Annotated in this window: 37 protein-coding genes; 24 read left to right on the forward strand and 13 right to left on the reverse strand. The window is 46.6% G+C overall.

Annotation, left to right across the window (positions count from 1 at the left end):
• The 9 genes from ACKLNH_RS16655 to ACKLNH_RS16695 all read left to right on the forward strand — a co-directional run bounded on the left by ACKLNH_RS16655 (position 1) and on the right by ACKLNH_RS16695 (position 3772).
• The gene (locus ACKLNH_RS16655; RefSeq protein WP_413113387.1) at positions 1-219 is read left to right on the forward strand and encodes a hypothetical protein; all 219 of its coding nucleotides are present in this window, start codon (positions 1-3) and stop codon (positions 217-219) included.
• A 5-nt stretch (positions 220-224) separates the two neighbouring features.
• Positions 225-1130: a recombination-associated protein RdgC gene (gene rdgC, locus ACKLNH_RS16660; protein WP_413113388.1), complete on the forward strand. Its 906-nt coding sequence runs from the start codon at positions 225-227 to the stop codon at positions 1128-1130.
• A complete protein-coding gene (locus ACKLNH_RS16665; protein ID WP_413113389.1) occupies positions 1120-1404 on the forward strand; it encodes a hypothetical protein in 285 nt (94 codons plus the stop codon). Before rdgC ends, ACKLNH_RS16665 begins: the two co-directional genes overlap by 11 nt.
• 86 nt (positions 1405-1490) lie before the next feature.
• On the forward strand, positions 1491-1802 hold the full coding sequence (locus ACKLNH_RS16670; protein WP_413113390.1) for a hypothetical protein: 312 nt from the start codon (positions 1491-1493) through the stop codon (positions 1800-1802).
• 19 nt (positions 1803-1821) lie between these two features.
• Positions 1822-2475 carry a YkgJ family cysteine cluster protein gene (locus tag ACKLNH_RS16675; protein WP_413113391.1) on the forward strand — a complete coding sequence of 218 codons (654 nt, stop codon included), beginning with the start codon at positions 1822-1824 and terminating at the stop codon, positions 2473-2475.
• The gene (locus tag ACKLNH_RS16680; protein ID WP_413113392.1) at positions 2475-2645 is read left to right on the forward strand and encodes a hypothetical protein; all 171 of its coding nucleotides are present in this window, start codon (positions 2475-2477) and stop codon (positions 2643-2645) included. The genes ACKLNH_RS16675 and ACKLNH_RS16680 overlap by 1 nt, the downstream gene beginning before the upstream one ends.
• Entirely contained in the window at positions 2635-2913 is a 279-nt protein-coding gene (locus ACKLNH_RS16685) for a hypothetical protein (RefSeq protein WP_413113393.1), read from the forward strand. Before ACKLNH_RS16680 ends, ACKLNH_RS16685 begins: the two co-directional genes overlap by 11 nt.
• A complete protein-coding gene (locus ACKLNH_RS16690; protein WP_413113394.1) occupies positions 2910-3359 on the forward strand; it encodes a hypothetical protein in 450 nt (149 codons plus the stop codon). Before ACKLNH_RS16685 ends, ACKLNH_RS16690 begins: the two co-directional genes overlap by 4 nt.
• Positions 3356-3772: a hypothetical protein gene (locus ACKLNH_RS16695; protein WP_413113395.1), complete on the forward strand. Its 417-nt coding sequence runs from the start codon at positions 3356-3358 to the stop codon at positions 3770-3772. The genes ACKLNH_RS16690 and ACKLNH_RS16695 overlap by 4 nt, the downstream gene beginning before the upstream one ends.
• Here the strand turns inward: ACKLNH_RS16695 and ACKLNH_RS16700 are convergent.
• Both ACKLNH_RS16700 and ACKLNH_RS16705 read right to left on the reverse strand, forming a co-directional pair.
• A complete protein-coding gene (locus ACKLNH_RS16700; protein WP_413113396.1) occupies positions 3762-4514 on the reverse strand; it encodes a 3'-5' exonuclease in 753 nt (250 codons plus the stop codon). The two genes, ACKLNH_RS16695 and ACKLNH_RS16700, sit on opposite strands and share 11 nt — an antisense overlap.
• Positions 4511-4711 (reverse strand): DUF4236 domain-containing protein, encoded by a 201-nt coding sequence (locus ACKLNH_RS16705; RefSeq protein ID WP_413113397.1) that lies wholly within the window; start codon positions 4709-4711, stop codon positions 4511-4513. The genes ACKLNH_RS16700 and ACKLNH_RS16705 overlap by 4 nt, the downstream gene beginning before the upstream one ends.
• A 278-nt stretch (positions 4712-4989) precedes the next feature.
• Between ACKLNH_RS16705 and ACKLNH_RS16710 the strand changes: the two genes are divergently transcribed.
• The 4 genes from ACKLNH_RS16710 to ACKLNH_RS16725 all read left to right on the forward strand — a co-directional run bounded on the left by ACKLNH_RS16710 (position 4990) and on the right by ACKLNH_RS16725 (position 6842).
• The gene (locus tag ACKLNH_RS16710) at positions 4990-5394 is read left to right on the forward strand and encodes a hypothetical protein (protein WP_413113398.1); all 405 of its coding nucleotides are present in this window, start codon (positions 4990-4992) and stop codon (positions 5392-5394) included.
• A gap of 61 nt (positions 5395-5455) precedes the next feature.
• Positions 5456-6061 (forward strand): hypothetical protein, encoded by a 606-nt coding sequence (locus tag ACKLNH_RS16715; protein WP_413113399.1) that lies wholly within the window; start codon positions 5456-5458, stop codon positions 6059-6061.
• Between the two features lie 89 nt (positions 6062-6150).
• Positions 6151-6396 carry a hypothetical protein gene (locus tag ACKLNH_RS16720; protein WP_413113400.1) on the forward strand — a complete coding sequence of 82 codons (246 nt, stop codon included), beginning with the start codon at positions 6151-6153 and terminating at the stop codon, positions 6394-6396.
• Positions 6393-6842: a hypothetical protein gene (locus ACKLNH_RS16725; protein ID WP_413113401.1), complete on the forward strand. Its 450-nt coding sequence runs from the start codon at positions 6393-6395 to the stop codon at positions 6840-6842. Before ACKLNH_RS16720 ends, ACKLNH_RS16725 begins: the two co-directional genes overlap by 4 nt.
• Positions 6843-6856: 14 nt before the next feature.
• On the opposite strand, the gene ACKLNH_RS16730 is transcribed toward ACKLNH_RS16725, so the two are convergent.
• Positions 6857-7372, reverse strand: coding sequence for a hypothetical protein (locus ACKLNH_RS16730; protein WP_413113402.1), 516 nt, complete (start codon positions 7370-7372; stop codon positions 6857-6859).
• 425 nt (positions 7373-7797) lie between these two features.
• Here ACKLNH_RS16730 and ACKLNH_RS16735 point away from each other — a divergent pair, with 425 nt between their 5' ends.
• Positions 7798-8421 carry a hypothetical protein gene (locus ACKLNH_RS16735; protein ID WP_413113403.1) on the forward strand — a complete coding sequence of 208 codons (624 nt, stop codon included), beginning with the start codon at positions 7798-7800 and terminating at the stop codon, positions 8419-8421.
• Positions 8422-8433: 12 nt separating this feature from the next.
• Here the strand turns inward: ACKLNH_RS16735 and ACKLNH_RS16740 are convergent, their stop codons facing one another.
• The 8 genes from ACKLNH_RS16740 to parM all read right to left on the reverse strand — a co-directional run bounded on the left by ACKLNH_RS16740 (position 8434) and on the right by parM (position 13871).
• A complete protein-coding gene (locus tag ACKLNH_RS16740) occupies positions 8434-9723 on the reverse strand; it encodes a methyl-accepting chemotaxis protein (protein WP_413113404.1) in 1290 nt (429 codons plus the stop codon).
• Between the two features lies 1 nt (position 9724).
• A complete protein-coding gene (locus tag ACKLNH_RS16745) occupies positions 9725-10189 on the reverse strand; it encodes a winged helix-turn-helix domain-containing protein (protein WP_413113405.1) in 465 nt (154 codons plus the stop codon).
• 50 nt (positions 10190-10239) lie between these two features.
• Positions 10240-10833 carry a DNA methyltransferase gene (locus tag ACKLNH_RS16750; RefSeq protein WP_413113406.1) on the reverse strand — a complete coding sequence of 198 codons (594 nt, stop codon included), beginning with the start codon at positions 10831-10833 and terminating at the stop codon, positions 10240-10242.
• Positions 10830-11342, reverse strand: a complete 513-nt coding sequence (locus tag ACKLNH_RS16755) for a hypothetical protein (protein ID WP_413113407.1) — start codon at positions 11340-11342, stop codon at positions 10830-10832. The genes ACKLNH_RS16750 and ACKLNH_RS16755 overlap by 4 nt, the downstream gene beginning before the upstream one ends.
• Positions 11343-11394: 52 nt before the next feature.
• Positions 11395-11733, reverse strand: a complete 339-nt coding sequence (locus ACKLNH_RS16760; protein ID WP_413113408.1) for a hypothetical protein — start codon at positions 11731-11733, stop codon at positions 11395-11397.
• Between the two features lie 3 nt (positions 11734-11736).
• Positions 11737-12147 (reverse strand): hypothetical protein, encoded by a 411-nt coding sequence (locus tag ACKLNH_RS16765; protein WP_413113409.1) that lies wholly within the window; start codon positions 12145-12147, stop codon positions 11737-11739.
• A gap of 65 nt (positions 12148-12212) precedes the next feature.
• A complete protein-coding gene (locus tag ACKLNH_RS16770; protein ID WP_413113410.1) occupies positions 12213-12704 on the reverse strand; it encodes a hypothetical protein in 492 nt (163 codons plus the stop codon).
• 3 nt (positions 12705-12707) lie between these two features.
• Positions 12708-13871, reverse strand: coding sequence for a plasmid segregation protein ParM domain-containing protein (gene parM / locus ACKLNH_RS16775; protein ID WP_413113411.1), 1164 nt, complete (start codon positions 13869-13871; stop codon positions 12708-12710).
• Positions 13872-14172: 301 nt separating this feature from the next.
• Between parM and ACKLNH_RS16780 the strand changes: the two genes are divergently transcribed.
• From ACKLNH_RS16780 to ACKLNH_RS16790, 3 genes are read left to right on the forward strand one after another with little or no spacing between them, the layout of a single operon-like run.
• Positions 14173-15624 (forward strand): hypothetical protein, encoded by a 1452-nt coding sequence (locus ACKLNH_RS16780; RefSeq protein WP_413113412.1) that lies wholly within the window; start codon positions 14173-14175, stop codon positions 15622-15624.
• A complete protein-coding gene (locus tag ACKLNH_RS16785) occupies positions 15611-15877 on the forward strand; it encodes a hypothetical protein (RefSeq protein WP_413113413.1) in 267 nt (88 codons plus the stop codon). Before ACKLNH_RS16780 ends, ACKLNH_RS16785 begins: the two co-directional genes overlap by 14 nt.
• A 3-nt stretch (positions 15878-15880) precedes the next feature.
• Positions 15881-17392 (forward strand): terminase, encoded by a 1512-nt coding sequence (locus ACKLNH_RS16790; RefSeq protein WP_413113414.1) that lies wholly within the window; start codon positions 15881-15883, stop codon positions 17390-17392.
• Positions 17393-17458: 66 nt separating this feature from the next.
• Here ACKLNH_RS16790 and ACKLNH_RS16795 read toward each other — a convergent pair whose 3' ends face one another.
• Positions 17459-18313 (reverse strand): hypothetical protein, encoded by an 855-nt coding sequence (locus ACKLNH_RS16795; protein ID WP_413113415.1) that lies wholly within the window; start codon positions 18311-18313, stop codon positions 17459-17461.
• Positions 18314-18538: 225 nt separating this feature from the next.
• Positions 18539-18760 carry a hypothetical protein gene (locus ACKLNH_RS16800; RefSeq protein ID WP_413113416.1) on the reverse strand — a complete coding sequence of 74 codons (222 nt, stop codon included), beginning with the start codon at positions 18758-18760 and terminating at the stop codon, positions 18539-18541.
• Positions 18761-18981: 221 nt separating this feature from the next.
• Between ACKLNH_RS16800 and ACKLNH_RS16805 the strand changes: the two genes are divergently transcribed.
• From ACKLNH_RS16805 to ACKLNH_RS16835, 7 genes are all read left to right on the forward strand, one after another.
• On the forward strand, positions 18982-19731 hold the full coding sequence (locus ACKLNH_RS16805; protein WP_413113417.1) for a hypothetical protein: 750 nt from the start codon (positions 18982-18984) through the stop codon (positions 19729-19731).
• Positions 19732-19981: 250 nt separating this feature from the next.
• Positions 19982-20299, forward strand: a complete 318-nt coding sequence (locus tag ACKLNH_RS16810) for a hypothetical protein (protein ID WP_413113418.1) — start codon at positions 19982-19984, stop codon at positions 20297-20299.
• A 29-nt stretch (positions 20300-20328) separates the two neighbouring features.
• Positions 20329-21192: a recombinase family protein gene (locus ACKLNH_RS16815; protein WP_413113419.1), complete on the forward strand. Its 864-nt coding sequence runs from the start codon at positions 20329-20331 to the stop codon at positions 21190-21192.
• Positions 21193-21337: 145 nt separating this feature from the next.
• Positions 21338-21670 (forward strand): hypothetical protein, encoded by a 333-nt coding sequence (locus ACKLNH_RS16820; protein ID WP_413113420.1) that lies wholly within the window; start codon positions 21338-21340, stop codon positions 21668-21670.
• Positions 21671-21778: 108 nt separating this feature from the next.
• Positions 21779-22000 (forward strand): hypothetical protein, encoded by a 222-nt coding sequence (locus ACKLNH_RS16825; protein WP_413113421.1) that lies wholly within the window; start codon positions 21779-21781, stop codon positions 21998-22000.
• The gene (locus ACKLNH_RS16830) at positions 21981-22325 is read left to right on the forward strand and encodes a hypothetical protein (RefSeq protein ID WP_413113422.1); all 345 of its coding nucleotides are present in this window, start codon (positions 21981-21983) and stop codon (positions 22323-22325) included. Before ACKLNH_RS16825 ends, ACKLNH_RS16830 begins: the two co-directional genes overlap by 20 nt.
• 152 nt (positions 22326-22477) lie before the next feature.
• Positions 22478-23116 (forward strand): Ref family recombination enhancement nuclease, encoded by a 639-nt coding sequence (locus ACKLNH_RS16835; protein WP_413113423.1) that lies wholly within the window; start codon positions 22478-22480, stop codon positions 23114-23116.
• Positions 23117-23183: the final 67 nt, after the last annotated feature.

The raw sequence follows: 23183 nt of genomic DNA on the forward strand, positions 1-23183 counted from the left end.
ATGTACACAACTAACCTCACTACTCCCATTGTCGATCCTGACCGCCTATCCGCTGCAATCATGGCCGAACTAACCAAGCAGCAGCGAAGTGTTAACCGTAACTTACTGTTAGTTTCCGATCCTGAATTGATGGACGTGGTTTTTAAAGCCGCTGCAGAACTTCAATTGAAACTCGTAGGCATGACGTGCGTTCGTGAAAAAGTACCCAATAAGGAATAAAAAACATGTGGTTTAAAAGCGCTATTACTTACCGTTTTTCTCGTGCCTTTGCGTTTTCTGTAGAGCAACTAGAAAAGCAGTTAGCCGAGTTTGCCTTTACTCCTGCTAAAGAGCATTCGATGAGTTCATTTGGTTGGGTGCCGCCTTTAGGTCCTGATTGCTGCATTCTTCACGTCGGCCAGGGCAATCTTTTGTTTACGGCCCGTCGTGAAGAGAAAATTTTACCAATGTCTGTTATCCGTAGAGAGCACAAGCAAGAGATAGAGGCCCTTGAGCTATCCGAAGGCCGTCAACTGAAAAAAGCCGAAAAGAACGCGCTCAAAGATAAGGTAATGGCAAGGTTGGTCCCTCGTGCTTTCAGTAAGTACCAGGACACCTCGATATTGTTTTTAACCAAGCAAAACATGCTGGTGGTTGATGCTGCGAGTGCAAAGAGAGCCGAAGAGGTTTTAGCCTTGTTGCGTAAAACCGTGGGTAGCTTGCCGTGTGTGCCGTTAACGCTGAAAGAGGCCCCGGAACTAGTCATGAATCAATGGCTTGTTGGTGGTCTACCTGCAGGTATGGGGTTAAGCGGTAAAGCTTGGCTATCAAGCGCATTGGCCAACGGCGGTCAAGTCCGCTTTGCTAATCAGGACTTAGGATCTGATGAGATAACGGCGTGCTTAAGTGCAGACAAGTTGCCTACAGGCCTTTCGATTGATTGGGAACAACGCGTAGAGTTTGTCCTTCATGCGGACTTTAGATTAACCGGCCTTAAATTTAGCGATGAACTGCGCGAGAAAAACGAAGAAATACCTAAAGAGGACGAGCTTCAACGCAAGGATGCCGACTTTATCTTAATGGCCGGAGAGCTTGAGTTAATGATCCCCGGCCTTGTTGAACTTATGGGAGGCCTAGAAAGTGGCGAATAAACAGCAGTTGATAGACGAACTAAAATCTAGTTGCGGCATAAACATTGGTGTCGATCATGGTGTAAACCTTAATGTGCTTACATTAGAGCAACGACTAGCACTGTATCACGACCTGGTAGGCGATCTTGCGGCAACGCGTGCCGATCTTATTGTTGGAGCGTCGAACGCTAGCGGTCCCGAGCAAGAAAAGTTAGTACGGGCTGCTATGTACGTAGAGGCAACGCTGAAAACTAATGTGCTGGAAGGTACTCACTTAGAAGCCTGGAGCCAGTAAAGATGTTATCCTTAATCAATTATTTATGATTAAGGATAATGAATAGATGTTATTCTTAATCAATTATTTATGATTAAGGATAATGAATGGACGCACCAAAACAACGAATATCAGCAAATCAGCGTGACGCCTTGTTCACGCTGGTAGTGGTTGAGCAAAGAGCGCCGCAACGTCTACCGATGCTAGATAGAGACTTGCTTGCACTAATCAATCGTTCTCGAAACACCGAAGTTGCAACATGCAATTTTCGCCAGGGCTGCATAACGTTAGCGAGAACCGGCTATTTACGCATTGCCAATTACAACAACACATCAAGAATTCTCATTGCTCTGACTGATAAGGGCCGAGAACTTGGTTTACGTGAGATAGCCCGTCGCACCGAGCTATTGAGCCAATAACAGACCCCCGGACAGCACAATGAGAAAAGTAAGACCAGAAGACGAGATCCCACTTGTCGAGTTAGCGCCGCAAGAGGCGATTGCCCGCGTTCAGGGTATGGAATACCACAACCTAAGCAAAGAAACAGTAGAGGCGGCCCGCTTTCTAGATCAGTACATTGCCGATCGAGGCGGTAAGGCGATAGATCCTAATGAACTGATGGGCCTCATTTACGCCACTATCGACATGTACATGAAAGAGCTAAGTATCTACATGATATGTGCGAAGGGATGCGCGGAGTGTTGCCGTATTCCTGTTCCTATTACGCTAGTGGAAGCGAACTATATATTTTCGGTAGGTGGCAAGGCCTTTAACCAGGTAACGCCCGAGACTCAAAACATTCTTGATCCTGATGTGCCGCTAGCGAAGGATGACTATTGCCCGCTATTGGACCAGGACACCGGCTTATGTTCGCAATACGCTAACCGGCCTATGGCGTGTCGCCTTATGGCCACAATGGATACTTACGTAGCGTGCGTTAACGACACCGCGCACCACTTTCACGGCCTAACGAGTAATGAACTTTTCAGTAAGATTAATTCTTGGTTAGAGGCGGTTAGCAGTGCGTTAGGTAAAGACTTGGGGATGGTTGGTCTATCTGATATCCGTACCTGGTTTGATAGCGAGAAATAATGAACCCTTCATCTGAGCCCGACAATGCTATTGCACTACTCGAAGAGTCTGCAGTGGTCCCGAACCCGCAAGCCTTAAAGGCAAAAATGGAAGCATTACCACCGTGTGATGCTGTCACTGCGCTAATGGCTTTGCGTGATGCGATAGCGCGAGTTCAAGATGAGCAATGATGCGGTCCTTGATTCCATTCTCGCAGCTTTTGACAGAGAAGAGACGGAAGGACGGATCGCAATGTTAGTCGTATCAAGAGTTGGTCCGTGTGCTGGTGGCCCTATGCACGTCGTTAGAATGCACGTAACCGGCTTAACGGGTGAAACCCTCTCCGTAGGTGATACCCATTGGATTAACTCGTTAGCGTCGTTTAGGCGTCGTTTACCCGGTGGAATGCGGCGAGTTGAGGATGCAAGCAAGTCAGATGTAGTTGAGGTTTGGATATGATCCCAAAAAAACAGTTAAACCTTGTTGTGTCATTAATGGAGGCCTTACCGCTAGACGGCACTAAGTATGAACTCTATCCAGACGTGACGTATTGCCCGCACGATGAGGTGTACTTTGGTTACTTCGACACAACGATTATCGACAAGATGCAATCCATAGGCGTGATTAAGTTGCTTGGTGTCCATGATGATGAGCAACAGGCCATTCAATTTGTAGAGCGTGATGATTTTCTAGCTAGCTTCGCTGCAGGTGTGGGCGAGGCGAGGAACGGGCATGATTTGCTTTACGCTGATTACTCCAATAACCAGTACGCCTTTAGCGCCGGTTATGAGCATTGGCACAACCGCAATAGTAAAAAGAAAAAGCCGCCAGGATACCGACTTGATAAAGAGTATGTGTGTCATGGTTTTAAATTAGAAGATACTGAAGAAGTGTGGAAGCAATGAGCGAAGTGAACAAAGTACAGCAGATGGATTTATTAGAAGCAAATATTGAAATTTACTTGGGTGACAAAGGCGTGCTTGGATGTGGCATAAACATACATGCTGACGGTTGGCACCATTTTATGACCGACGCTTTAAAGCAGTTCACATCTGTTCTTGTTGAAGAGTCTGATACATGCATCGGATGCGGTGTTGCTACGGTCCTGAATGACTTCAACGCACAAGCTTCAATAGTAAGTGACAACATTGATAATAAGGATGACACTGCGAAAAGCTTAGTTCTCGATACATGCCTAGCACTGGTAGGCGCTAACATCATGCTTTCAGGCACAATGCCGGAGCCTGGCAATATTGTAGTCAAGCTAGATGATATGGCGTGCCGCACGCCAAATCGTGAAGTAAACGTTATTCACTAGTCTTTTTAGGCATGAATAGATGGCCAGCGTTGCCGTATGTATCGCAGCACTGGCCCGCGTACTCGTAATTATCAAGATCCATGACTCTTAACTTGCTTAGAGTCTTACAACCTTCCGGCCTGTTCGCTTGGCCAAAGTAAGGAAATTCAGCCCAATTAGCCGGTATCATTGCCGCTTCAATTCTTTGCCTGGCCCGTTGGCGATACTCTTTTGTTTTGGCCGCTCGCGCCTCTTCTTTCTCGAACTTGGCGATCACTTTATTGAGCGCCAGGGATACTCGTCTAGTTAGTTCGCAGTCGTCGGCCGCATCGTGTAGCTTGAGGTCGTCAAACGTCACGCCGAGCCTTTCCGCCGCTACAAATTGCTTTTGTCGCTTACAGTCGAAGGTTTCAGCGAACCGGCGCATGATACAGCGCGCTTTCCAATGGCAATCATCAAAATCAAGCTGGTGGCATTTCGCAGTTTGCGTTAATAGTCGCATGTCGAACGGTGCGTTGTAGGCCTCAACAACCTTGTTGTGTAGCAGGGACACTATCTTGTCGTGTATTTCTGGATATGTCGGCGCATCCTTTAGCATGTCCGGTGTAATGCCGTGGACCTCTAGCGCTTTGGGGTGGCTTTCTTTGTCGCACTGTACCAGGGTGTTGAGTAGTACATTGCCATCGATATCAATAATGCCAATCTGAATAATTTGGTCGTCGTCATCGATGCCGGTTGATTCCGTGTCTAGATATACAATCATTTATTAGAGGCCTTTTTGATTTGTTTGCGGTAACTCAACCCGGTTCCTGATAGCGATCCTGTAAACCAGACCCCACGACGGCCAAAGTTTAGCTTTAAAAAGCGCCCGCCAATCGTTAGAGATCTTCCAGTCTTACTTAAATTTAGCCGTATTCCCGGTAGGATTTTTATTCGTTTTTGGTATCGGATGCCTTTCATTTTTATATCTCTAAAATTAATTATTTCGTTAAACCTTTGATACTAGAAATGTTACTCACATTTTCAATGTTAATCTACTGTCAGGACTCGGTTTTGCGGTTGATGTTTATGTGTTTTGGGGGTATCTTTGCGCCCCATTTTTGAAGTCATATAGTAATTGCGCATCATCGGGTTTATTCGCGAGAGGTCACGCAAATATGCTCACCTCCTTGTTATGATTAACCATCATCAAATGGAGGGAAACATGGACACATTAACGCACGCGGAAAAAAAGCATATTGATAGGCCTGGCGAGGCGAGGCGTCGGTAGCACGTCGGAAGGGCTGGCTTATGGCTTCATTACTGGCGACTTGAGCGCGTTTACGGGCAGGTATACCGATCTTGATGAGGCTTGGTGTCGACTTGATGGCGGCCAAAAACAGGCCGTGATAGATACACGAAATATTGCTTCTATGACGCAAACCGGCGAAAACGATCCCGAGCCGGTGACGGTAGACAACTTTGTAAGTCACTTTGTTAAGTGGCTATCGCTTAGAGAGCTTCGTCGTTTAGATGATGAGTGGTGCGAGGCTAACCCGGAATTGTGTAATGAGGATGGTTACGCGCCGGAGGAGGTATGGCTAGAACTTAAGGAAAAGGCCCGCGCTGATACATTAAAAGGCTATCAGTGGTCAGGCAGTTAATGATAGTGATAGTGATAGTGATAGGGAAGGGCTGGTGGCCCTTTTCTTTTTAGAGGTAGTAATGAGTAATCAACAATTAGCCTGGCACGGCGTCGGCGTAACAATCTTACGAGGCGACCATTCAGAGGCCCAAGCGAGAATAGATAGTATCGTGACACTTTACGGCGAATCATCGCGTTACGTCGCTTCATGCCCTGATGAGCTATACGTTGGCTTTGTAGATGGCCTAGAGGGCGGCTTTGTTGTTGATTGCTCTATGGGTGGAATGTCTAGCGTTGGCCGTATTATGTTTGCAGCATTTGAACAGGCCCATTGTAGAAAAGGTAATGCAACGCGCCTTATTGCCGCGTTCCCGGCGCTGATTGGGGTAACGCTTGAAGCGGTAGAGCTTAACCCGTTCGACTTAAAAGAACCCTGGCAAAAGCTTGGTTTCACGATTGACGGGATGATTAACTTTGTCCAAGTTCTATCGACGCGACCGATATCCGAGATTTACCCGACATCGGTCCATCATGACTGTAAGGAAGGCTTGCCGTTAGATGTACTGTTTAAGGGCTTTGCCGGTATGGGTAAACCCAATCCACTAGCAGGACTGAGTAGCGACGGCACGAACGGATTAGGCGATCTGATCATGGCCGAAATGAAGCGAAGTGGCCTGTTTGATTAAGGCCTGGCGACTCATACTATAATAAAAATACTTATACTATAAAAAATATACTTGTATCATTGTAGGCATACAGTCAATAGGGAAGCACAATGGACATTACGCTAGAAGAACTGAACGTTATCACTGGTCATCTATCAACTAAGCCGGAAATTGCGGATGCACTACGGTATCACTTGATAGACGGGATGAGCATGTACGGTGCAGAACAGAAGGCCGGAGCCACTAGCAATTCGTTAGCGGCAAAGGTTAGGCGTGTAGAAAAGGAATTGCGATATATACAACGGTTTAACGAGGCTGGGCTTAAACTCGAACAGCAATACAGGATAAACATGTGAAATATTTTACTTACTGGCAATGCCGCTATGTATCTAAAGGCCAAATAAGCCTATCGTTAATTGCAATGATTAAGCAAGCCATAGCATTTTCGGCGGTGCCTGGCAAAGCGACGCCCGCCGCCGTTATTTTTTTGGTCTTCTCTATGGCGATTACGGGTACCGCGTACCTATCCGGCGCTAGAATGATTGCCATGATAAAGAGTATGCGCCGGAAAACCCCGCAAGGTGTAGATATAGTTTGCCACGTTATGAGCGTTGCTACGCTCATGACAGCGCTTTCATGGCTGTACCCAATGGTGAAGACGGCCCAACTAGGCGACCCCGTAATGATTTTTACCGTGCTTAAACTGCTGGTGGTTGCTGCAGCATTGCGAATGGCGGTGAATGGCTTGCATTATAGGGCGAAAGAAAGGATCTATGCAGAGCAAGCTATGGCACGAGGCTAGGGCGTTCACGCCCTTTAGCTCAAAATGAGGCCTTGAGGGCGCTGAAAGTCATTTTCATAGTCGAGCATTTCACGCATTAGTCGATAGCAAACTTCGTCTGCAAAAACGACACTGGGGCCTTTTTTAATTCTTCTCCCGATAACGTTTAAAAATTCTTTTAGTGATAGGTCGCTGTTAAGTTCGCTGTAGGCTTCGGCCATTGCATTAGGCACGCGAACAGGCGACCTCTTCCCGTCTGCATCGATAACACTAAAAATCTCAACATTGCTAGTAGGGCGATAATCAGCCGGAAGCAAGTCGGCTCTCAGAAGATCGTAAAAAACAACATCTCTAGCGTATCCAGAAAGTGATCTATCGCCGCGCTCTTTGCCTTCTCGCGCAGCGTCACCGATGAATGTGCTTGCGCCTCGAATCCCGTACAGTCCGACAATTGCCTGATGTGCATAAATAGGCAAACTGACCTTTGTGGATGAATTTTTATTCAGTCTAACGGAAACCGTTGAAGATGTTTTTCGTTGAATTACAGACATTGGTCGCCTCGGCTTTTACTACGTATGGTGTGCTCGGAATATACTCCCTGTCCCGCTGGAATTGCAACCCCCTAGAAATCAAAAATGATTTATTATTTGTGAGGTAAAACATTGACTTAAGAAGTAAAAAACACTTGACCGTGATATGCCTATGCCACGTAGTTTGCGTGTTTCTCTTACCAAAACAGAAGGTTACGTCGCCGCTGATTTTACGGAGGGGAGAGGCTTTTTCGCTCTTTATGCCTAAAAAAGAGAGCGTAAAATATTTCAATCAGAGATATGCACTAAAGGTCAGAGTGCTGAATGCTTTGATTGTGGTTATTTGCAGTCGCTTAATTAGCGATCAATTACTGGCAGTGCTTGCTGCTATTTTGTCCTCATCGTGGTTGTGTGGTACAATTTGAGTAACGCAAAGGAGCTAATGAATGCCTCGTAATTACAATGACCAAACCAAAATCACCGTAGACTTTGGTTGGTTGGACAATATCCAAGAAAATACCGCTAAGTTTTCAGAGTTGAAGACTGCAGGTTTTGACGCGTCCAGTATTGCGAGTAAAGCAAAAATCATTCTTGCGCCAGGCTACCAGATGGTAAGAAGTGACATTGATGATATGGCCTTTGAATTGGCCTTGTTGTGTGAGTCTACCAAAGAGGTGGTTTACTACATTAAATGTCAGGTGTGGGGTGATGTGTACCTTAACGCTAAACCAATCACGCAAGTCTTACTATGGCGTACAAGTAATGTCGTTCATCGTCGTATTACTTCCGGTCTAGCCGAGGATATCTTTCGGGGCTACCTATTGGATGAATACAATATCGTTGCTTCTGATTCGTGTCAGACGCGTGAAGGGCGTGATTTTTGGGTAAGACAGCTTGGTTATGCGCTTCAATTTGGCGAGTTCGTCTATCGCTTTGACCGTCTAAACTGCGAGTTACTGCAAATTACCGATCATGCAACGGTTCGTGATAACTCATGTGACCTATGGGGCGATGAACAAGAGTATGAAAACATCCTCGCTATGATCAGCAAGGATGAGATCATTCTTTAGGGCCTTGGTCCACTAGCTATCTGTTACCGTAAAGACGGATAGCTTATCTTCCATACCTTGCGCGTCACTCATAAGGCTTTCAGCCAGGTTCGCTACAATCCCCGCATTTTCCAGCACTGCATTACTCTGGTCCCTAACACCGATTAATTGAATCGATACGCTACCGTTGGCGCTCGCTTGCTCTTCTGCAGCACTCGCAATACGAAATGACATATCACTTAATGTCTCTGCACTGGCGGCCACTAGTGCCATGTCCTCGCTAATATGGCCAATACTGCTCAAACTACGCTGTGCTTGCTCTACCGATCGAACACTTACCTTTTCAATCTCTGCGGTATCGTCCACTACTTGTTGAATGATGGCGCCAATTCTTACGGTGGCCTCCTGTGTGCGAATCGCAAGCGTCCGTACTTCATCAGCAACAACGGCAAAGCCGCGACCTTGATCGCCAGCCCTGGCCGCTTCAATGGCCGCGTTAAGGGCTAGCAGGTTCGTTTGCTCTGAGACGTCTTTGATAACACCTATAACCTGGTTGATTTCGGCGGTGCTGGTGCGCAATGAGCTAACTGACCGTGACGCGTTATCAACACATGTAGATAGGTCGTCCATATCCTTCATTGCTGATTCCACGCGCCGTTTGCTGTCAATGACGCGTTGGTGATCGGTGCTTGCCTGTTCTGCTGCTTCTGTAGCGATTTGAGCGACTTCGCTACCCGCGTCAGCTATTTGTGCGATAGATGTTGTAATGCTATCTAACGCCTTGTGCTGGTGGCTTACCTGGCCAGATGTTGAGTTTGCGGCGCTACTAAGCTCTATCACGGCCTTGCTTGTCCCGTCGGCGGCATCTTTTAACCATTTAACGAGCGATTCAATGGCATCGAGGGCCTTATCAAACCGAGATCCAATTTGACCAAATTCATCAGGCCCGTTTGAAAAGCCTACCCGGTGCGATATGTCGTTATGTTCCATCGCCTCTGCTGCTGCGTGTATCTCAAACAGTGCACCACCAATGAACCGGTTCAGGTAATAGATAAGTACGCCCATGACCACGACAAAGATTAGTGAATACATGACGGATCTCCGACGCGACGTTTCAACCTTATCAATCAAGTAGTCCTTAACATGATCCTGTATTTCAGGAATGCCGTTGATGACATCGATGATCTGGCCATCGATGGTAAACCGCACGTAACCGACCAATAGAAAGAAACCAAGTAGCAGGTTGAATAGGACCATAAACTTTGTTTTCGTAGGTAGAGTTACCATTAACTTATCAATAGCTCGCATTTTAACTTGTCTCATATTAGGCCCCGATAGCTTGCGCTTTAAGAAGAACGCCGCCTAAGTCATAGGCGTTAGGTTGTGCCGCTTTCGTTTGTAGTGAATTGATAAACCCGCGCTCTTTAAGTGTCTTTACTGCTCGTTTGAGTGAAGAGAGGCTAAGGCCTGATTTGTTCGATAGCTGATTAAAGGTGACGTGTGCGATATGTTGGTTAACGCAATAGAACGATAGGGTGATAAGTGCCAGCTTCTCGATAGGTGTTATTTGCATGGCCTGGCAATCAAGAGAGATAACCAGGTTGGTAAGGTTGGTCCCGGCGCTCGCTTTGCGTAGTTCAGCGTGCCAGTGTTTGCGCTGCTCTTGTAGATATACCGTGGCTTCGTCGTCCAGGCCTCCAAGTGCTTCATAGTCGTCTAGCTTGGCTAGCATCGTAACAGCAATACCGCCGCTACTTAGCTCTGCCTGTATCAGTGATAGGTTATCCATCTTGTTTCTCTGTTAGTTTTGGTACCCTCAACGATGAAGGTACCAAACAATTAAGCGGCTTTTTTGCTGGTGGCCTTAGCTTTTGGCTTGGCCTTGCGTCTAACCGGTTCGCGCCATACTAAGTGACTAAGGTTGTCGGGTATCGAAGCAACACGGCCGCCACGGTCCCAAATCATCCAGGAGTATTCACAACTGTCACTACCTTTGCCGGTAAAGCTAGGTCTTGGCACTAGGATAGGTGTCTTATCCGGGAACCCGATTTCTTGCCAAAACGGTACACGGTCAAAGGATCCTAGATAGTTCATACGCTGCAGATAGATAAGCGTCCCGTCCGGGGCCAGTTCACTAAATGACTTGCGTAAAAACTCTTTGGTTAAGCTAAATGGCGGATTGGTAATGATCACATCTTGCGTACCAAACTCTGTAGTCAGGTAATCAACACCTTGTCGTAGTTCAGCCCAGGCCTTTTGTCCTTCCGGTAGTGGTACCGACGTATAGATATGGTCCTCACCTGGCGTACCACAACACGGCTCTAAGAACCGGTCATCTTCTCGAAACTGTATGTGTGCTAGTAGGGCATCAATAACGCCTTTAGGGGTAGGGTAAACCTCGTTGGCTCTTACCTGGCCGTTCGTTGAACTCATTGTGTATCCTTAAGTGTTTCTTTGTTCTTGATAACGAAGTACATACCTCGTCGTCTTACCTGCTCGCTGCCAAAGTGCATCGTTAATGCATCTTCATACCTGGCGGCTTTCTCATTGCGCTGATATCCATCCCTGGTTGCACGGCCTACACCGGACTTATCGCCTTCATAAATCTGGATAATCATGTATTGCGTGTTCAGTGTGGCCAGTAGCCTAATAACGGGCTCAATATCTTCGATAACATTCAGTACGTTCAGACAAAGCGTTACATCAAACCAATATTCACTAAGCAAGGCCTCGTTAGTTATTACGCCAGGGGCCTTACTATTCGGGTCGTAGTTTTGAACTGTTGATCCTGGTAGCGTTTCTTTAAGGTATTGCTCTGTTAGTTCTGGCCACTTTTCGCAACCGAAGTTAAGAAGCCTGATTCCGTTACGCGTGATCCCTGTTAGGTCCCTAATAATTTTTGCACCGGCGGGTACCTGTTTATGGCTTGTGTTTAAAGTCATAGCAATGCTGCTCATTGAATGGCTTGTGACTAAATCGGTTAGTAGGTGTTAGTTATTGGAATAAGACTTCTTGAATGCCGTAATCCTGGATCATCATCTTGTCGTCTTTGCCTAAGTGCCAATGGCCTTCAAGGATAAGAGTTCCGCCGTCAGCGTCACCGCCAGCCAGGGTAAGAGCATGAAACGTAGCAGTACCGCATAAGCCGCATCCATCACGACATATCTCGTAACCAAGACCAGTCTGAAAACCGTATCTAGGGCAAGTGGTAGGGCGTTCAGGCAAGAAGTTAGTACCGACATAGGAATTGCCAGACACACCAATGACCGTAGCTTTCACACTGGCCTTAATGCATGGGTAACTATCAGGTGGGGTTGTATCGAATAGGGCCATTGGCTAGCCCTTCTCTGGTGTAGAGGTAATATCGATACCAAGCTCTTTAGCGTAACTAAGCACAAATGCAGCAAGAGCAAGATACTTAGGTTGCTTAGGACTCTTCACAATAGCGTTAGACACTGCTGGTGGCACAAACAAAGACTGTGGAGCAAGGGTTTTACCCTCAACTGTCTTATCTAGTTCGTTAACAATGCTAGGAATGCCATTAGGATGCGCTTCTACGGCTGCTATAAGCGCTTCTTTACGATTCTTTGATGTAAGGTCGCAGATTAGCGTCAGTGCGATGTGTGCGCTTTCTGTGAGAGGAACAGTAAGTCGCGTAAGGCCATTATCAATCATGCGTTGACGAAAACGAGCCTGGCGCAACTTATCCTGTTCCAATTTTGTTTCTTGTTTCGATGTATCAGTCATTAAAAGGTTTCCCTGTTAATGACTTGCTAGCTGTCGTCGGGGAGTGACTGAGTTAGCTTAAGGTTTTAGTCCAGCTTCATCTTTGGCAAAGCAGCTTTAGGAACCGTTACCGCCGCTTTCACTTGCGTTTGCATTCGTGTAAGGTCGGCGGGCTCATCCTTTGCCGGTGCTGGCGCTTGTGCTGCTTCTGCTGGTGGCGCTGTTACCGGCGCTGTTGATGCTGGTGGCTGTTCCGGTGCTGGCATAGGTTCAGTGCGAGTAAACCCTTGCTGTGCGTTGTCATTGCCGCCCATGTTAAAGATATCGGTTAGCTGCCTGGCGATGTACTTAGTACGTTCCAGGCCGCTTAATGCTCGAAACTGTGGGTCATCACCCATACCGATAATTAAATCTAGTAGTAACGCTTCGTCCAGGACCAACCCGGCACGCATCCAACGATGGAGTAAGTATTGCTTTGCGTTGCTCCCTTTGTAAGTGTTAAACAGTCGTGAATCGGCCTCTGAATTTTCACTCATTGGTAGCTTCACGTTGATTATCTTATCGGCATTTTTTTTCATCGATTAGTCTTGCGCCTCCGCTTCTGGTGCAACGGCTTGTGCTTCGCGTTTTAGTACGTCAGGTGCGAATTTCTCTAATAAATCGTCTTCTTGGTAATCCATCAATCGATTGATACCGCGAGCGATAGCGTATTCGGGCTGTTCAGGAATATGTAAACGCTTCATTGATACCCACGCTCTACCGCCTTCTACTTCACCGCGTGCGTGATCACCAATCCAGTTGGCACCGCCGCCGACAACGACCAGGTGGCTAATACCGTCTAGGCCTGTATTCGCTAGGCGATGAATAGCGGTAATTGTGTTTGTCGCTAGGTGCGCACGCGCTGCCGCTGCTTCTTCTCTAACGTCAAAATCATCATTTAGCAACCCGGTGCTGATAGCTTCATCTAATTGGTCATCAGAGAACGCGCTAGCATCAGAAATTCCGATTTTATCCGCGTTTTCGGTTAGCAAGTGGCGGAAATGCGTCACTGTATTTTCGACTGCGACACCTTCAACGGTTAGTAAGTCTGAATCGCCCGTCGTGATTGACTCTGTAGAGACAGTTAGGCGTGCAACGTCGATAGTGAAGCGGCCGATGTCAGCAACGATCACCTCGCTACTGTTAGCTTTCGGGGTGAAGCCTTCACGATAGCCATTCTCATCAAAAGCAACTGAGTAGTAAGCCGGGATAGCTTCCGGGAATATCTGAATACCAATGATATTAGGCATTGCGCGTTCGCCAGAAAGGTTTTCAATTTGGCGCATCAGGTTTTTGGTCTTGTTGGCGATGTTGTCGGTGTTGACTTTATCACCGTTGTAATACATTTCTGTAGGTAGAGTGCTACCCAGGATGATCGGCATACCGGTAAGGTCTTCAATCCCTGCAAGTGTATCGATGTTCAATACTAGGTTTTCAGGGCAAAACTGCCACTTCTTCGATGCTGTGCTTTGGCGGCCCTGGCTTTTCAGTGAAACCGTGAATACCGAGCCGTCAGGTAGCTGCCATGAGTTTGGCGATGTACCGTTGCCACCGTAGCTCTCTTTACCTACTTGGATGATAGAGCGTCGAATACCTTCAATTGTCTTGCTACCGTCTGTGTAGCAAAGCACAGCATTGCCCGAGCCATCATCGATAGCAACTTTCTTTATTTGACTGCGAACAAACGCGCTTAGGTCGAATCCCATTAGCTAAAACTCCGTTTTAATTGTGTATCTATTACGTATGGTGTTTGTCCCGCCTGTTAGCGTGACTCATATAATTTACATCACAATTATCTAAAATGCATCAATTTAATGGTGAATAGACGACTATCCACTACTAATTGACCGCCTTATCACACTCTATTCCCGCGACATAGCAGCGCCCAGCACTGCTTTTGCTGCTTTCATTTGGTGATAATCGTCAATCGAACGCAAAAAAGCGTTTATAGGCGCGTATTGCGCACTTATTGACGATATGGAATCATTCGAGTTCATAGGGGGGAACATGGCACGTATTGATTGGAAGTCGCACGCCGCGCTATTTACGCAGGAGCGCGAAAACAACCCTAGTTTGTCAGTACAGCAGTATTGCGAAGACAAGGGGCTTAATGTCCGAACGGCACGGCGGCACATCAAGGTTGGCGGGACGATTGCCGAGAAAAAAGCAATGCCACCAGTCAAGCAAAAAGCATCAAAAACACCAAAGAAAGGCGCGATTGATTGGCCTGTTCTGTATGAGGGCTTCTTACTAGCAGCCATCAAAGAGCCGGATCTATCACGCAACAAGTATGCAGAAAAGGTGGGTTATCCGGCCCCACAAGTGCGCAGAGCGTTTAAAAAGCTGCATGAAAGTGCGCAGTTTGCGCAATTAGAAAAAGAACTGGATCAAGCTATTGCGCAATTTAAAGCGGATAAAGTGCGCAAGGCCAAGGCTAAGAAGTCAGGCCCCGCAAGGCTTCAAAGCGTTACCGATGCCGACCGGCGAGGGACGCACGCAATTGCGCACACTGATAATGACGCAGATCTACCTAATTCGACGGATCGTGGATCTTCGGATCCTTCACCGGGTACCGCAAACCGACAGCCTAACGGCCAGTTCGGACCAGGTAACACCGCTGGCCGTCAGTTTGGACCAGGTAACACCTTCGGCATGATCCACGGTGGGTATGCAAGCATCCTTAACTTGGATGATGAAGTGATAGAGGCGCTAAGGGATTCAAACCATTTAGATCTCACTACCGATCTTGTTGAGCGTCGAGCGCGTAAGGCCAGCGTTAAGCGTTATATCCGTGAGCGTAAACTCGAAACCATTGAGGCATACGAGAACGGGAACCCTGAAACCAATATGGACGGTGAGCCCATACCGCTAACCGAAGCATTGGCCCGTATTGAATTTGGTATGACTAGCCAGTTATCCGCGTTAGATAGCGCCATAGATAGCGCTACGGCCATTCTAGCCAAGCAAATCAATGACACCACCAAGTTAGCCCATGCCGATCACAAGTTAGGCCTATCTGCTCAAGAGAAGGTGGCCATCCAGGTAGAGGCCTACAAGCGCCGCGTTGATAACGGATGGACTGCAGAAGAAACGGCCCTATGGATTGAGGCTAACGGCGGTGAAGTACCTAAGCACTTAGCAGCACAAGCGGCCAAAGAGCTAGCGGATCAGGTACCAGAAGTTGACGATGACGGCTTAACGGAAGAAGAGCTAGATCAAATGGCTGTTGAGTACTGGACAGACGCGAAGCAGAAAGAACTAGACGCGAAAGTGAAGGCGGTAGGCATGAAAGAGATGATCGCTGATATGGAAGCACGCCAGGAGAACGGATTGCAGCCACAGCAACAAGATGATGATGAACAGTATTTAGAACTAGACGATGAAGACTTTAACGATGGTGAAGTGCTATCGGGCTTTGAAGGCTTCGAAGAGGAAGGGCAAGAACATGACGACGATTAGCTGTATTGATACGGCAACGCTAACAAGTACGTTTGTAACGATGGCTAGCTTTGATCCACCAGCCGAGCCAATGGGAACAATCCGGCTTCAAGGAAAAGATCGATCAATAGAGCTTTGCGTGCAAGATGATATTAGCCCTCTAGAGGCCGTGAGCCTGGTTGTTGTGTTAATGCAAGCCAATGGTGGGCTTTGGTGTGATTGGCCCGCATACATCGATTCACAGGGTTTATCTAGGCATTTCAAGGATGTCTAGCTAATGGCTCGGAAGAAAATAAAAACAGTCTTAGCGGATAAGCGTTATCAGAGGCTAAGAGCCAGGTACAAGGATGATTGGGTAGCGTTTGCCGTTCTATGTGGTAAGCGCCCCACTAAGCAGCAACGCAAGATCATTAAGTCGATTAGTAAAACAGGGGCATGGACAAGCGTATCGAGTGGCCACGGTACCGGTAAGTCGGATATGACATCCATATTGCTTATCGCGTTTATTCTTTTCTTCCCTGAAAGCCAGGTAATTATCGTTGCGAACAAGATAAGCCAGGTTCAAGGGGTCATTTGGAAGTATTTAAAATCTAACTTTAGGACCTTGTGTAAAAACTTCCCCTGGCTTGCTCAATACTTCACTGTTACCGAAACGGCCTTTTATGCGAATGGCTACAAGGGCGAATGGTGCGCGGTCCCTAAAGGTTGTCGTATAGGTAACGAAGAGTCGCTTGCAGGTGCCCACAACAAAAACTTACTGTATGTACTCGATGAAGCTAGCGGTATTTCAGATGCGGCCATAGGCGTTGTAACAGGTGCTTTGAGTGAGGAAAACAACCGTTTACTCATGCTTTCACAGCCCACGCGTAACTCGGGATACTTTTATCGTTCACATAATGAATTGGCGAAGCATCCAGGGAACCCGGATGGCCTGTTTGATGCCATTGTCTTAAACAGTGAAGAGAGTGAGCTAGTAACCGTTAAATTCATACGCCAGAAGATAATGGAGTATGGCGGTACCGAAGCGCCCGAATACTTGATTAAGGTCCGTGGCCAGTTCCCTAAGAATGTTGCCGGTATGCTATTGGGGCGTGCTGAACTTGATGCGGCCGTACAGTGCCGACCGACACTAGCCCATGATTGGGGTTGGTTATGTACGTGTGATGTTGGTAACGGTCGAGATAAATCAGTAATGACTATCTCTAAGGTGTCGGGAGAGCGGCAAAGTAGGGTAGTGATCGTGCATAAGGTGGTAGAGATGGATTCTACTATTGATCCTGTTCGCTTTGCGGATTACATCTTTGCAGAGGTTGGCGGTGATACGTATCCGAATATTAGCATTGCGGTGGATAGTGACGGCGTAGGTTACGATACAGCGACGTGTTTAGAAAGATACGGATTGAGGGTCCAGCGTATCCGCTGGGGTAAGAAGATGTTTACCAAGGCCGACAAGCAACGCTTTATCAATCAGAGAGCTTACGCCCATATCGCCATTCGTGATGCTGTACAGCAAGGTAGGATACGCCTAGATGCCAATGTGAAGACGGTTGAGCAGGGTAGCCGCTTGCCTTGTGCTATCAATGAATCAGGCCAATGGGTAATGATGCCTAAGAAGGTGATGAAGGAAAAACACAATATTAGCTCCCCGGATCGGTTCGATACCATCTGTTTCACTCAGATAGCCGAAGTATTGCCTCGAGATATGGAGATAACCGAGGACATGGAAGAGATCCGCACTTCTGTTGAAGAGTGGGTAACGGAAGCGGAATTTGAAGACCTAGCCGCTTAACTGCTGGTGGTCGTAGGATTCCTTTCACATAAGGTGAAATGAGTTTTCAACTACGACTCGCTTTGCTTACTGGTTGTTTTTGGCGTTAGCTCTGCGGATCTGCTGGTATCCAAGTTGCTTTTTGCTTCTTACTTTAGCTCTAAGGTCCTTAACTTCTATTTCGGCCTTATTTAGCTCGTCGATATCGTAGATGTGGCCGGTTGGGTAGGCCAGGCACTTAACAGGCTTAACGAGGTCGTAAGCTGATAGCGTTTCATTAACGCCGGTTTCTGGTTGAGTGATTTTAGGTGCTTCGTTCTTGCCATCTACGACAATGAATAACCCCATAGCGGTAACTCTTACCAGGTATTGAGCGTCCCTTAATGCTACGCCAGGTTCAGGAATTGGCGCTACAGAGCATTGCACATCAGTAGTGCCATTCACTCGTAATCGCCACTTCTTATCTTCCGGTTCAGCTTCAAAGCGGTTCATTTGATCGTGGAGTGCTTTTCCGTGCTCTTCGGTTTGTAGCTCTTTGTGGAGTTTATAGAAGCGCTTTTGTAGGCGGCGAAGTCTATCCGTGATTGCCGTGGTGGTTATCTGGCTAGATGAAACACTCTTTCTAACGTAAATATGGCAGTTGGCCACGTCACGCACGATCTTAGGTTCATGCTGCAGATACTTGCTGTCTAAGTAGAACTTTTTAGGTGAGAGGTTATGGAGCTGTTGAGCTAGCTCGTTTAACTCTTCTATTTTCGACTTGATTGTTTTGAGTTCTTTTTCGGAGATGACAACGATAGGTCGCCGCAACTCATCTCTATAGTTCTCTGTGTAAACTACGCCTTTGTGTGTAATGGCGTATTGCTGAAAAGCGGTTTTCTTTTCAGCGTATTCAGCCATTACTTTTGAAATAGCGTAGTTGGGGTCTTCGTGTCTTGTCATTCTATGGAAGGCTATAGTTATTTTAATAAAATTCCACCTCGTTTAAACGATGTGGTTATAAATGCTACAGCTATGGCCGCGCATATCCATGATAGCGGTAAGGCCTGCGAATAGTTGGCTTTATTTTGTGATTCCGTTCACACAAATTCGAATATTTTATCTATTGTGCCACAACTGAGAAGGTAATGGTTAGGGAGTTGTTTAGGATTAGTGTAAGAATTGTATCTAATATTGGTCACTGTAAATGGTATCTATTACATGCTTTTGGACTTCAATTTCGTCATTCTCAGTGAGAATCGCAAAGTCTAGCTTGCTGCATATTAAAGCCACAATCTTCTCTTCAATTTCATCCGGATTGGTCGGTGCGTTAATTGAAGATTCTTGCTCTTCGAACAGATCAAGAATTTTGGATTTAGAGAACATGGCTAGTAGCATTTTATGAAGCATTTTCGGTGATATCCCTGGCTTTATGGCTGTTGAGATCAGCATTTCGGGGCGATACTAACAGAAAAAAAGCCGTCAATTTATCTTTGATTGTGATGCTCATCACGTTATCGTGCAATAACGCGTGAGGCGCGCAAAAAGCGATAATTATTGGAATTTTGCCTCATATTTTGCTCGGGGGTGTCTAGGTGTTTAGGGAGTTTATGGGCCTAATGAGAGCTGTGTTGAAAAGTTCCTTTACAATTTCTGACATGTCACAGATTGCCGGTCAAAGCAAGGCGACGCTGTATAGGGCCTTTAGTCTTGGAGGGGGTGCCGGCTCTATTGGGGCATTAGCGGCGATAATGGAGGCGCATTACTACATAACTTCTCTAGAAGTGGCCGATTGTGAATTTGAAGACTTTGAAAAACAGTATGGTAATTATGAAAAACTAAGCCCGGAATTAAGACGTGAAATTCCACTTGATGTAAAGGTTCGTTATTTGCGAACAAAACAGCGTGTTTCTATTTTACTGGCCGCGTCAGATCTCTGTGCTGTGGACTATGAGCGAAAGCATAAAAACGGGCTAACATCAGGTGAGTTGCTTTCTGCCCTTAAGGCCGAGGCGAATAACTTGTTTGAACAGTCTTCGATGACATATAAAGATGTGGCCGACTTAACGGGCATGGATAAGCGAACAATTATGGGTATCTTGAATTTTACTCCTGTCCCGTCATTGGGGCGACTAGAGCAGGTAATGAGAGCGCTAGGATATACATCAATAACATCGCCCTTTGCGGACCACTTGCGGTACATGGTGCTAAAGAATACAGATTATTCCACTATCTACTCAGACGGTTACGGTCCCGAAGTTGAGGCCGTGGCTGTGCGCGCCATTTTGAGTGCAGACAGCGATTTACAAGCACCGATAATTCAGCAAGTGGATGCGCTGCTTACTTTAAATAGCAAGCTGGGGAATTCTAGTCGCCACTAGCGACAAATAAAAGTGTTACCGCGTCACCTTGTAGAGTCACGCTGTTATTTATGCATCTATCAGTATCAAGGCGTGATTTCCTCACTTTTTTTCGATTTTTACATGTTAACAAAATGTACATCTCAAATTGAGCGTTATTTGTCCTTCTTTGGTTCGCTCAAGTGTAACAGCGAGAGTGCGCTGTTACACTTGGGTTGCCCGTTACTCACTTTTTGTATAGTATAAAGATGTCATTCAAGGGAAATTCAACATGCTTAACTACGACGGCCAGAAGCCGGACAGCTTCGGCTTTAGAAAACTACAACGCATCGATTACGGCATTTTTACCGCAACAACCATCTCAAAGGCCAGATTAGAATCAAAAGCTAGTTATACAGGAATTAAAGGCGATCTCTTTAATTTGTTGTACAAGTTGGTTTTAGCCGAGAAGCGTTGGTACATGCTTAGTTATGATCATAGCGATGTGTATGTGCTCGATGAGAAGTGCGAACTGTCCGAATCGGCCGCGCATGAAATAGTAAAGGCCCGACTACTTGGTTATCAATTTGCAGTGAAGCAAGACCAGTAACAAACACCATAACGTAATAAGGAACTAGGATGTTCAATCAGCAACCGCCGAGCATAGCCGAAGGCGTTAATGTCTATGGCTATTGCCGAGTATCAACCGCTCGCCAGGCCGATGAGGGTGTATCACTAGATACGCAACAAGAGGCTTTAAGCGATTTGGCGCGACTCTACTATAAGCGGGATATTCCGCCCGAGAATTGGTTTATAGACCGTGGGGTAAGTGGCGGTACCGCTTTAAGCAAAAGGCCCGAGGGAGAGCGGTTACTTAGTGTGGTTAAGTCAGGCGACATTATATTAACTACCAGGCTGGACCGTATGTTCCGTAATCACCATGACGCATTAGGTGTAGTGATCGACTTTAAGCGGCGATACATAACGCTCCACTTTGGCGATATGGGGAATGTCACCGGTGCTGATCACAACGGTACGTTGATGTTTAACATTCTCTCTTCAATGGGCCAATTTGAAAAGGCCAAAGCATCGGACCGTGTTAAGGATACCAAGGCCTATCAGCGTAGTATTAACCGCTTTCTTGGTGGCCGCGTACCGTTGGGCTGTGACGTGGTTGAACGTATCGAGTTGAACCACAAAGGCGAAGAAGTGGTTAAGCGCTATCTCACAGATGAAGATCTTGACTTCGTCTTGCCTGAACTGGTCGCCGCACTGCGTAACACGCTTACGGGCAAGAATAACGATAGGCGAACGGGTTACAGGACAATAGCCAAAATAATCAATGAAGAGTTTAACTATCCCATTTCTCATATGAGTTGTAAGCGGCTCATAATGAAGCATAACCCTGAACTACTCGACGAGAAGGCCCTTAGCAACCTGGCGGCCAAAGAGCAGTTTGAAAATGTAAGTGCAATGAGTAACAACACCAAATCACGCCCATAAAAAAAGCCCTAGTGTCTCGCTAGGGCTTTATCTTAATCATCAAGAGGTTTTTTAACTGTAGACATGCCACGTAACGGTTTTTATGTCGTTGATAGTGGAATGTAGCCAGATTACTATAGAAGTTTCTTAAATAAAAGAGTAACGTATGCGTGAAGTTTTGGAGAGCCGCCGATTCACATCATCAAATGGCGATGCAGTCGCTTTAAAGGCCTTATCCCACAATGGCAAGCATGGCGTTATGTTATCAATGCATTTAGATGTCAATGTGTCGGCCGTTTCTCTATTCTTCCCAATGCAATGTGTCCAGAACGCTAATAAGTTCGTGACTGCAGCGACGCAAGAAACCATTGATCGCGGATTGCAAAGAATGAAACTAGACATTGAGTTTGCAAACAAACTCAGTGCTAGCCTTGAACAAGAGAAAGTTAACCCTACCAGGCTTAAACCATCTTGGCTCAAGGCAAGGCCAAACGGGTAACTTGTATAGGTGAGAGTATAAGGTTATCCAGGGCTAGAAAGCCCGAACATTCTAAAGGGGTCGGTTCGTCATTGTCCGGCCCCGGCTTATTTATGTAGGACTATCTCAATGCTTGAAATGAATAAAGTTGCTGATCTTGCGCGTGGTCAGTTGTTCCGCGTTAGCGTTAAAGATAAGCTGGCGGTAGTTCTAGTTGAAAAGAAAGCGAATAACGAGCTGTTCTTTGAAGCAGGACAAGGCCTTTTCTTTGAAGTGGTTAGCGCCACGTTAAAGGGCTCTGTTGTTGAATTTGAATTAAGGTGTGCAAGCAGTGTCGAAAGAAACCATTGATAACGTAAACGTTGAAGCTCCCGCCACGGTAAGCGCGGAAGATGCAGTGAATTGTTTGTTCGGTGATATCCAGGCCATCAACGCTAAGAGTCTTGATGCTGTAGTTGATGCGCTTTTTGTACATGCAACGCGTGTGTATGGTGAAGAGCAAACAAGCATGGTAGTAAATACGGTGATGGCTCATGTTATCGGCGCGGTGATGAATCGCCATGTAGATTCAGTAGGTAGCTATACGATGGAAGAGTACGCCTCCATCTTAAACGATTCAGGTAATGCGTTTGCTACGATAGTGACTGCAACCGCAAAACGAGAGCACTCACATTAATAACAGCTTTGGCCGTCGCTCGATGGCCAGCCCTCGAATTTCAGGCAAGAAAAAACCCGCACGAGGCGGGCCTTTCAACACCATAACGTAAAAGCAACGAGAGCCGCTAATCGTTAAGCCGTCATATTAGCTAAATAATACAGGGTTAGTCAATGGCATTAACGGATGAAGAGCGCCACCAGCGCAAATTAACCAAGGCTCGCGAGGTCCGCGAACGCGCGCGCCGTCGTAAAATCGAACGAATAAACTCACAAGAATACAAAGATAAGCAGTTGGCCAAAGCAAAAGAACAGCGCCAGCGCCAGATAGATCGTGTTAATTCGCCAGAATACCGGGCTAAGGTTAAGGCTAAAATTGAACAGGCCAGGGCTAGACGCAAAACCATTAAATCAAAGGGCCTTAAAGGCCGGTCTCCAACATCCGAAGAGCAAACCATCATGGATTGCATCGGTCGCCTCCCCTGCACTGCTTGTGCCGCCGCTGGCCGTGATTCGCCGGTTATCTCTTTGCATCATACCGACGGAAGAACTAAGCCAAACTCCCATGCTAAAGTCTTGCCCTTGTGCGCTTATCATCATGATACGCCGGTAGATAAAGCCACACTGGCCTTATACCCTGATCTGGTTCCCATTCATGCAAAGGGTTCGTTAGGTGGTAAGTATCAGTGGGAGAAGTTAAACGGCCCTATTGAACAGCATTTACGCCATGTGCACGAACAGGCCAATCATGGTTTTGACTTGGAAGTTTTATTTCCTGACTGGTTTAGCATGTCTTTGGGTTCGCCAGCATAAAATCTATAAACAGTTATAGAATAACCTCAGATAGAGGGGTAAGCTTAATCCCTCCCCTCTAGCACTT

Source organism: Thaumasiovibrio clandestinus (assembly GCF_047250365.1).
GTDB lineage: Bacteria > Pseudomonadota > Gammaproteobacteria > Enterobacterales > Vibrionaceae > Thaumasiovibrio.